General features: G+C 29.2%; 2 protein-coding genes. Both read right to left on the reverse strand.

Annotated elements, in window-relative coordinates:
- Positions 1 to 214 precede the first annotated feature (214 nt).
- On the reverse strand, positions 215 to 6,643 hold the full coding sequence (locus tag Q0Y03_RS11465; RefSeq protein WP_297713961.1) for an Ig-like domain-containing protein: 6,429 nt from the start codon (positions 6,641 to 6,643) through the stop codon (positions 215 to 217).
- Positions 6,644 to 7,227: 584 nt separating this feature from the next.
- Positions 7,228 to 11,307 carry a beta-N-acetylglucosaminidase domain-containing protein gene (locus tag Q0Y03_RS11470; RefSeq protein ID WP_297713962.1) on the reverse strand — a complete coding sequence of 1,360 codons (4,080 nt, stop codon included), beginning with the start codon at positions 11,305 to 11,307 and terminating at the stop codon, positions 7,228 to 7,230.
- Positions 11,308 to 11,471 lie beyond the last annotated feature (164 nt).

Raw genomic sequence — 11,471 nt, forward strand, 5'->3', positions numbered from 1 at the left:
AATACTAAAGCATCCATATTTACTCCTCCTTGATTTTTACTACACGTCTATAATATAATTTTGAAAATTAAGATGGTGTTAAGATATCTACATCTCATGTTAAGAAAGTATAAAGATTCTTGTATTGAATAAATAACTATATAAATTAAAAGCTATCTCAAGGTTACTTTTTAATAACCTTTGAGATAGCCTATTTCATTAATAAATATTATTTTTAATCTTCTTTTTTCTTTATCATACTAGCACCACAACCTACAAATAAAGACCCTAATGCTAATACTGTTGCTACTGAAGTAGCAGCCCCTGTTTTAGGTAGATTAGTAGCATTATTGCTATTATTATTTGTATTACTACCTACATTTCCACCATTATTTGTTGTTCCATTGTTATTTCCACTATTTGAATTATTATTGTTATTTTCTGAATTTGATGCAATCAACCCTTCCATTGCTACTTCTAATTCATTTTCAACTTCCGTTATTTCTTCTTCAGTTGCATTTTCATTAGTCATAACTACTTTTGCCTTTTTTAATGCACTTTCAACTTTTTCCCAAGTTTCCTCTGTGTAATTTTCTTTATTTAGAGCTTCAGCTTTATTTATTAAATCTTCAAGTTTATCCTTACTTGGCTTTAATCTTAATTCTAAGTAAGCTCTTAATAAGTTATTATAAGCCATATCCACTTCTTCTTGAGTAGCTTCTTCATTTATTAATACCTTATTAGCTAATTCTAAATTCTTATCTAGATTTTCCCAAGTTGTGTATATATATTCATTTGAATTTAATCCACCTATCATGGTTACAAGTTCTTGAAGCAATATCTTATTTACATCTTTCTTTACTAAAGTATTTATTGCATCTTGTAAATTATTAATTGCTTCTTCTATCTCATCAACAAGTGCATTTTCATCTTCATATACTTCTTTTGCTATACTCAATTTTGCTTGTAGATTTTCCCATGACTCCTTAGTGTAGTCATTTTTATTTAACTTCTCTACTAACTCAATATTTACCTTAAGAGTTTCTTTATCTCCACCCTTAAACTCTAGCATCCAAATAGCATTTAATAATCTATCAGTAATTGCATCCACTTCCGCTTCAGTAGCCTTTTCATTAGCTAAAACAATCTTAGCATTTTCTAAAGAATCATTAAATTCTCTAACTACTGCAGGAACTACCCCTTCTAATGCTCCATCAGCCTTTACTTTTTCAGCATATTCAATTGTGTATTGTAGTAATGATTTATCAATAATATTTTCTTCATCTTCTCTTGATATTGCAATTGTATATCTTACCTCTTTTAATCCATCTTCTGACGTAATTACTACATCAAACTTTTCTTTACCATTAATAGCATAAGTAGATTTTTCACTGCTTTCCACTGTATAAACAGTTGTTACTGCTGCATTATTATTTACATCTACTGTTATCTCTGGTAAAGCTTCACCTTTCTTAAGTGCTAATGAGTAATCTAAAATTTCTGGATTAAATCCTTCTAAATCATTACCATTGACTTTAATAGATTTTACTTCAAAATCATTATTTGCCACTACTCTCTCTTCAAAAGCCTTAATTTCAGTTATACCTAATCCCATATTTGATTGTGCATCCATTTTAATTCTTAATGCATAAGTTTTTACCATATCAAATGTGTAGTAATTAGTATCTGAACCTGATGTTGAACTTGGATTTGCAACTAAATTAGTTACATTTCTCCAATTGTTTTCGTCATTTAATGGTGAATTAGTCTCTTCTAAAACATGAGCAGGATTTTCTGGCTTAACAATTTCATCACCAACATAATATTGAATTGTTATATTACTAGGAATCTTTGTACCATTATCTTCAAAGAAATCAACTTCTAAATTGTTAATATATCTTTCTAATGGATCTGCAACTCCAAATATAATGCCAACCCATTCACTAGAATTCTTATCTCCTCTTTTCCAATTTGACCATCTATTATTAGCTGCATTTGGATTATGTTCTATTAATCCATCATTAACTTTTTCTATACTATCTTGAGATGCAGCATCTACCTTTGTATCATTAGTATATGATGCAATTGCCATTGGAAGATCATATCCATTTCTAGCTCTTGCTATATTGTCACCTTTAACAACATTAGAAGAAACTCTGATATTTGCCTTTACCTTACTATTTACACCATCAACAACTCCAGTTACTTCAAATACTCCTTCTTGTAATAATAATTCTTTATTATAATCTTCCCAAGCAACAGATAAATCTTTAGTACTTCCATCTGTATAATATGCCTTAACTGTATCTGGTAAATTTGGCTCAACACCTATATTAGTTACTAAAGATACATTTCCTAATGCAGAAATTCCTTTAACTATAACTTTAGCTGTTACCTTTAATTCTTGTCCTTCTACACTACCCTTAACTTCAAATACACCATATTCATTATATTTTGATTCATCAATTTCATCCCAAGTTACTTCTACATCTCTTGGTAATCCAATATCAAAAGTAGCTTTGACCTTTGTTGGAAGTTCTGGTTTAACTCCCTTTTCAGTTTCAACAATAACTTTTTCATATGCTATTGCAGTTTTTTGTGCTGTATTTTCTAAAATAGTGAAATTTATTGTATTACTAACTTTTGTTACACCTTTATAAGTTACTTCTGCATATAAACTTATATCACCGGCTGTATATGCTGAAAGTTTATTCCCATCTATCTTTGCTTCTCCATTATTTTCAGATGTTACATAGTATTTTATATCTAAGTTAGACATTGCTACTGTGCTATTATCTTGTAACTTAGCATCTACATTAATATCAACAACATCATCTTCTGTTATATCTTCTTTTGATAATGATATTTCTACATTATCTAATTTTGCTTCTTCTTCTCTGAATCTAATTGAATATACATTCTTAGTAACTCCATCTTCAGCAGTCACTAAAACTTTTGCTACTCCATTAGATGTAAGTGCAGGTACTATAAATACACTTGCATTATCTTTAGCTGTAGCCGAAACAACTGGAGTCTCAGAACCATAAGGAAGAACAACTGAATATTCTGTATTATTTTCTGTAAATCCTTCTATGGCAACTCCATTTACCTTTATATCATTTAATAACGCTGTTCCTTTACTTACCATAACATTTGAGTATACCTCAAACTCAGTAAGACCAACCGCTTTATTTTCTGCTGTATCTTCTTTTAATAATGCTCTTATTTTTGTAGTATTTATAGCATCAAAAGTTATTTCTTCTGTACCTTCTACAGTAAATCCAGTAGTCTTACTTTGATTTGATACTTTTACCCAATCTTTACCATCAAAGTATTCAACTATTATTTCACTTGGTATTGCTACACCACTATCACTATATAATGAAAGTCCTATTCTACTTATTGTATACTCTTTATCAAACTCAATACCTACATAATCATCATAGTTTTGACTTGCTTTCCCCCAGTTTGTCCATCTGTTTTGAGGATCATTCCCCTTAGATATTACACCATCATTTATATTATTAATATTATCTGGCCCTGGATATGATGTAAATGCCTTTGGATACTCTCCCTTTTCTCTTAAGGCAACATTCTTTTCTTCATAATTATCAGAAACTACTATTATAGCCTTTGCTTGTATTCCAGATATACCTTCAATACTTCCTAATATTTCAACAGTTCCAAGCTTAGATACATCTTCTACTGTTAATTCTCTTTCCCAAATAACTTCCTTATCTTCTGTAGTTCCGTCATTAAACACTACTGATACAGTATTAGGAAGAGTTGCTACTTTACCAATCGCTGTTAATATTCTTACATCTTGTGCCCCAATCATGTCTCTAACTATAACATTCAATACTACTGGTATATTACTATTTTCTATACTTCCTCTTACCTCAAATACTCCAGGCTTTACTAATTTATCTTCTGAAACATCTTCCCAAGTAACATTAACTTCATTTCTAGTTCCATCTATATATAATGCTGTTACTGTTTCAGGTAAATTTAATTTTCCATTCACAGGAACTGTAATATCACTAACATCATATCCAACAATCTTATTTTGGTTTAAATCCTCTTCTTCTACTGTATAAACATTTATAGTATCAGTAGTTAACCCATTACTTGTTGCAATTAAAGTGAATGATCCTGCATCCTTAGTTGATTGAACAATTACTAAAGCTTTACCATTAAAGGCTTCTCTCTTATTATCTTTATATCTTTCTACACTTGCAGCATTACCATTATCAACTCCAACAATTACTCCATTACCACTAACCTCAAAGTTAACTAGATTATTTGCATCTGGTACTAATGTTCCATTTTCATCAACTATATCAACAGTTATATATGATAAATCATATCCATCAGCTTCTATAACTTGTCTATCTGCACTTAAATCTATTGCTTTAGCTTCATTTGCAGTTTTAACTACATCTCTCGCAATTTCTTCACCATTTTCATCCTTTGCAACAGCAGTCAATTTACCAGGTTTATACTCAACTCTAAACTCTAAATGTAGTTTACCATCATCAGTCTCTTTATATTGTCCATTATATCCAGCATCAGTAACTTCATATTCATCACTTGCAACTAATGAACCTAATTCATCACTATTAACATCTTCGTTATAATATAAATCTACACTATTTGCATTTGTGTATGCTTTAACTAATATTTTATTACCATCAACTTTTATACTATCATCATTTTCCCAATTCCAATGTGGTAATAAGTGTACCATTGGCTCATCAGACCATTGACTTTGATAGAAATAATATATATCCTTTTCAAAACCTGCTGTATCTATTGCTCCAAAGTATGATGATTTAGCTGGGAATGTACTATAATATGGCGTTGGCTCTCCTATATAGTCAAACCCAGTCCAAATATATTCCCCTAAAACATATTCTCTATCTCTATCTCTCTTCCATGCATCTTCTGCAGTTCTTCCCCAACCAACATGATCATTATCATAGTCAGATTGTTGTAAATCATCATGTGTATGACTGCTTGTATTTTCTGGATGAGAATAAACTCCCCTGCTTCTTGTTGCTGATGAAGTTTCTGATCCATATAAAACCCAATCTGGATACTTTTCATGGAAAGAATCATAATTCGCTTCAGCATAATTAAATCCAACAACATCAAATACACTTGCTACATTCTCATGTCCACCTGTTCCTTCACCCATTCTGAATTTATCTTCACCAAATGTAGTTGGACGTGTTGTATCTATTTCCTTAACCCAACTTTGAAGATTTTTTGCAGTTTCTATAGCTTTAGTTTGATTAGATTCCCATATTTCATTTCCTAATGACCACATAATTATACTTGGTGCATTCTTACCTCTATTAACCATTTGCTTAACATCATATTCAGCCCAAGTCATATCATCATGGATTGATTTTTGTTCAAAGAATCTTCCATAATCATAAGTCTTCTTACCACCATACCAAGTATCAAATGCTTCATCTATTAATAAAATTCCCTCTTCATTACAAATATCTATTAATACTTGTGCTGCTGGATTATGTGTAACTCTAATAGAATTTACTCCCATATCCTTTAATATTTTAACTTGTCTTCTTATAGCAGCCTCATTTCCAACCGCTCCTAATGCCCCTTGATCATGGTGCATACAAACACCTTCAAGCTTCATTTGCTCTCCATTTAAGAAGAAACCATTATCAGTAGTAACATCAAACCATCTCATACCAAATTCTGTTTCATATTCATCTACAACTTCATTATCAATTAATACTGTTGTAACAACACTATATAAATAAGGATTTTCAGTTGCCCAAAGTTCAGGATTTTTAACCTCTATATTTTGGTCATATTTATATGTGCTATTGGCATTTATAACTTGTGTTGATGTACTATCTCCAACCTTGTTCCCCTTAGCATCATATATAGTTGATATTAAATTAACTTCTTTATCACTGCCTTCTTCGTTTGCTATATCTGTTTTTATATTAACTGTAGCTTTACCTGTTGCATATTCACTTTCCAAATTAGGAGTAGTTACATATGTTCCATATTGTTCTACATGAACCTTATCTGTTACTGTAAGTTTAACATCTCTATATATTCCACTACCTGAATACCATCTACTACTTGGTTGCCTATTGTTAACCTTTACTGAAATTACATTTTCAGTAACTCCATCACATATTAAATTATCTGTTATATCAAATGAAAATGGTGTATATCCATAAGGATGATTACCAACTTGTTCGCCATTTACATAGATGTAACTATCCATATAAACTCCATCAAAATCAATTGTTATCTTTTTTCCTTCCATTTCTTTTGGAAGTACAAAAGATTTTCTATACCATCCAACACCACCATCTAAAAATCCGCCTTCATGTGTTGATGGAGAATTTTTATTAAAATCTTGCTCTATACTCCAATCATGTGGTAATGTTAGACTTCTCCATGACTTATCATCATAATTTTTATTCTTCGCATCTGGTACATCCCCTAAATTAAATTTCCATCCATCATTAAATAATGTTGAACGTTGAAACCCTGCTTCTGCCATATTAACCCTGGATACCTTATTACCAATACCTTCAGCAAAGGTTACCACTCCTGAAGATGTAGTTATTAGTGTTAAAGATAAAATAGTACTTAATATCTTTTTATACTTCATTCTCTTTCCCCCCATTATTAATTTCTTATACAATTTAATCGTTTACTATAAATGTAGCATTTTAATGGAAATATTTTATTTTAGATACTTCCACTTTAATCAATTAATTACTTTTTTATTTAGTACTCGTATTTTTCTACTCCTCTCTAAACTTTTTTATAAATTTATATAAATATTAATTTATATTCTACTTTAACAAATAATAAAAGTTTCTAATATTTAGAGTGTTATGCCTATAGATACTAAATTCTTTACTACCTTTTTAAATTTATCAATAATAGCTTATTTTTAGGCATGACAATTTGACTTATCTAAATAAAACTTCTATCAGATAAGTCTCCTAATGCCCACTTAAGGTAACACGGCTCATTCCTGCTTTATATTCTTTAATCCAATATATCAACTTTTACTATTATTGTAAATATTTCTGAAGAATTTTTTCTCAGCAACTTTATTATGTTTTGACGCAATATATTAATAATAAAAAATACTTTTCTAATCTATTATTCATTTAGTTTATCTTTATAAATGAAAGGATACTTTAAAATATAATCTTAATAATATTTTAAAGTATCCTTTTAATCTTATTTTAATATCTTTTTCTTCTTAAATATTAATACTCCACCAAATATTAATACTCCTGCTATTATCAAAATTACTGATGATGAAACTACATCTCCAGTCTTTGGTAACTTTTCATTACTTTCATCTCTACTTAAACTATCTAAATCATTACTCTCAGTTTCATTAGAATTACTACTATTATCTTTTTCTACTAAAGACTCTTTAGCCCTTCTAAGATTTTCTACTGCTTCATCTACCTCTGTTTTAGTGGCTTCTTTATTACTTAATACCTTACTAGCATTTGCTAATTCCTTCTTTACAAAATTAGCACTCTTTTCAGTATATTTAGATAAATCTAAAGCCTCTAATTCCCTAATCAATTCTTCAAGTAAAGATTTATCTGGAATTAATCTTAAACTTAAGTATTCTCTTATCAAAGTATTATATGCTTCATTTACCTCTTCTTGAGTTGCCTCATCATTATCTAAAACTTTTTCTGCAATAGTAATTGCTTCTTTTAATGATTCTATAGTCTCCTCTATATACTTGTCACTCTCATTTTCAACTATATTCTTTGCCTTTTCTATAATTGACTTTAATTCATCCTTATTTATTATATCGTTTGGTGTATTTTCACTTGATTTTTTTACTGTTATTATTTCATTTATAATTGGTTTAATACCATTCCATACCAACTTAACATCTAAAACATTATTTAAATTACTAGTATCAAAATAATTATAAGAATTAGATAAAGTTCCAATCTCATGCCATCCATCTAAATCTCTTATTTGAACGCTTGCATTTGAAATACCTGTTGGACCTTGCAAAATAATTAACTCACCAACTTCACTATAATCAGAAAGCCTATATAATAATTCACCCTCTAAAGTTTCTCCAGCTGGTGTATAAAATGTAGATAATTTTTTATCTATTACAGATTCAGAATTATTGCTTAATTCACCTTCTGGTTTAGCTATTAATGATAGATTTGTATTTGTATCTATATTAATACCATCATTTATTAGTATTTCATTTAATGCTAACCATGCATTGCTATTATTTTTTGATATTAATCTAATATATCTAGCTTTTCTATTAACCCCTTCTATATTTCTATATCTATAAGGAGCCTTAAGTGTTGGGAAATTAGCCTCTCTACTTTCACCTGTTATTTCATCTATAACTTCCCATGTCTCTCCATCCAAAGATATTTCTAAGTTTCCATTTCTAAAATAGTCCTTTTCAGAATCACCTATTACTAAATCTATCTTATCAATATCAACTACTCCACCTAAATCTACTTGTACATATTTATCTTTTCCCTGAGCTGAATTAAACCAAACCTTACTTTCTAATTTTTTATCAAAAACATTTTCTATACTTCCACTATATATACCTCCATAATTATGAGTAATTTTTGTATCTTGAAATTTATTTAACGTAACTGATAATTTGTTTAAATCAAATGTTATATCATCATTTCTTTTATTTACTACTCTAATATATCTTGCTTCACTTGTATCTGTTGACTTAATCCATTCAACTCCATTAATAGAAGTTTCTACAGTTATATCTTGTGATGAAGCCTCACATATTACATTCTTAATTTTTTCGATTTCATTTAACTTAAATCCTAAATATTCATTTGCTTTTAATGTAATATTTGAAGCATTTAATATTTCTGTTTTTAATTCAGATATACTAACATTAATATTTTCTAGTTCTTTAACATTAGTAAATAAAACTGGTTTATTTTCTTCTTTATTTATTCTTATCTCTCTTACAGCTGTCCATAAATCCGGCTTGCCACCTGGTACTCCTGCAATTGTTGCCCTATATCTAATGTATCTTGCTTTTATAGATAAATCATTTTCTACTATTCTAGATTCTGTTCTTTCTTCTCCAATTGGTATCCAAGTCTCACCATCCTCAGAATATTCTAAAATCCCCTTATGAAATCTATCATGATCAGTATCATTTCTTCCTTGAAGAATTTCTATATTATTAACTTCAATAACCTTTCCTAAATCAATACCATACCAATCTCCTACCTTTTGGAGAGTTTTAAAATAAGCATATGTTTCTTCGTCCCCATCAACTATTAAATCTAATTCATTTGAATTATATGAAGATATTGGTATTCTACTACTTGCTTGTGGATCAATTTGCATATATATTTTTGAATCTAAACTACTTATTAGTTCATTTGCAAATGGAATTAATCTCTTTGCTCCACTTTCAACAACAACATCTGGAGAATTTAATTTTTTAGTTGTAAACGTTTGAGATCTTTGTTTGAAAACTGTAGCGTTTGATAATTCAGTCCATGCTAAATCAAGATTTGATTCACTAATTGCAATAGCACTATTAACTGAAGATTTACATGCTTTTACTATATATTCTAAAGAGCCTAACCAAGGTTTTATTTCATTCTTCATTTTTTCATTTAAATTTTTTTCTGAATTAAATATCACAATTGACTCTAATATCTTATCAAACTCATAAATTAATCTATTTCCTACCTCACTAATATCTTTACCACTATTATAATTATTTAAAAATAAATCTAAATCCTCTTTTATATATTCTGACTCTTCTAAAACTAAGTTTCTATTACTTGGAGATGGATCACTTAAATGAGAAGCTATAATATGAAATTCTTCTGCTACTTCTGGATTTATATATTTAAATGAATCTTCCCAGCTCTTATCATCATTAAACTCATCAGTATTCCATGTATAATCTGCAATAGCAAAAATAGCTGTCTTTGATAATTCAGCATATTCTAATGGATTAGTTACTATTCCAGAAATATTATGAACCCCAGGGTCCATAACCTCTCCCTTTCCTAACATTAATCGTGATGAATTGTGTCCATTAACTGGCCAATTAAGCCACATATAAATATCTCTTCCTATTATATCTTTTGGCCATTGCATTTCAGACTCAACCACTTGCCCACAAACATCTACTCCAGTCCACATTATCTCCACATTTTCAGGAACATTTGCTAATGCTTGTAAGTATGGTTTACCTTTCTCTCCTGTCCATGCTTGATTATAGTATGGCGGACAATATATCAATGAATCACAATCACCCTTTTCCTTAACCCAATTAGCAACATCTGTAACAAGTCTTACATGCCAATCTTTATCAGTTAACGATTGATCAGTACTTATATCATCCATAAATAGACCAAATTGTCGTACTCCAATACTATATAATTGTTCTAATTTATTCAATAATGTTTGAAGTTCATTATCATAATCATTCCATTTAATCATGTTAAACCCTGGATGGATAGCCCAAATAAATTGCGTTTTACTCTTGTGTCCTACATCTACTAATTCTTTTATTTCTGCTAATTTATCATCTGGATATAGTTCTCTCCATTGCCTATTATGGTATGGATTATCCTTAGGTGCAAATATATATGAATTCATTTTAAAGTTTCCACCAAACTCCATTAAACTCTTTCTATCTTCATTTGACCAAGGATAACCATAAAACCCTTCAATAAATCCTCTCCATTTAGCATCTGCAAAATCTTCATACATAACATTTTTTATTTGATTATTTTCTATTTGATTAAATATCATTTTTAAAGTTGCTATACCATAATATGCAGAATCTGTTGTATCACCTAATATTGCAATAACTCCATTTTCTTTTAAACTATTATCTACCTTTAAAACATAAGCATCTTCTTCTAAAAATATTTTTTCATTATAATCTATGTTTTCAGTAAAATAATTATCTACATACCCAGCAGATCCTCTTACTCCAATAATAATATTAGTTTTATTTTCAACTATTTCATTAGAAAAAATATTATTAATACCATTTTCAGCCAAAATTTCAATGATAAAGTTTCTGGTAGATTCATCAATTCCATCTTCAACCACTATGTTAACTTCATCTGTAATTCTAAAATTAGCTCCTAAATATGTTTCATTTTGTGGTAATGGGTATATTTCATAATTCTCTTCTAATTGAATATTGGTATTATTTTCTTTAGCATTAACCTTTATAGCTAAAGTATTAAATAAACCAATACTTATCGTAGTAGCTACTATTAAACTAGTTAATCTTTTCATTTTTTATACTCCCCCTATTATTTGTTAGTGTAAATTTTTCTACACTACTTCTCTTTTTAAATCTTTATATATCAAGGTTTCGCAAGTTTTTTTGTATAAAAAAACAACGACCCCCTAATTTCATGTTAAAATTGAATCTCTTACAAAACAAAAATAACCATGAA

This window comes from Clostridium sp. (genome assembly GCF_026168755.1).
GTDB lineage: Bacteria > Bacillota > Clostridia > Clostridiales > Clostridiaceae > Clostridium.

What these genes read in the sequence shown, in the direction of transcription:
- Q0Y03_RS11465 (WP_297713961.1), bottom strand. Translation starts at nt 6,643, where the DNA reads ATGAAGTATAAAAAGATATTAAGTACTATTTTATCTTTAACACTAATA.
- Q0Y03_RS11470 (WP_297713962.1), bottom strand. Translation starts at nt 11,307, where the DNA reads ATGAAAAGATTAACTAGTTTAATAGTAGCTACTACGATAAGTATTGGT.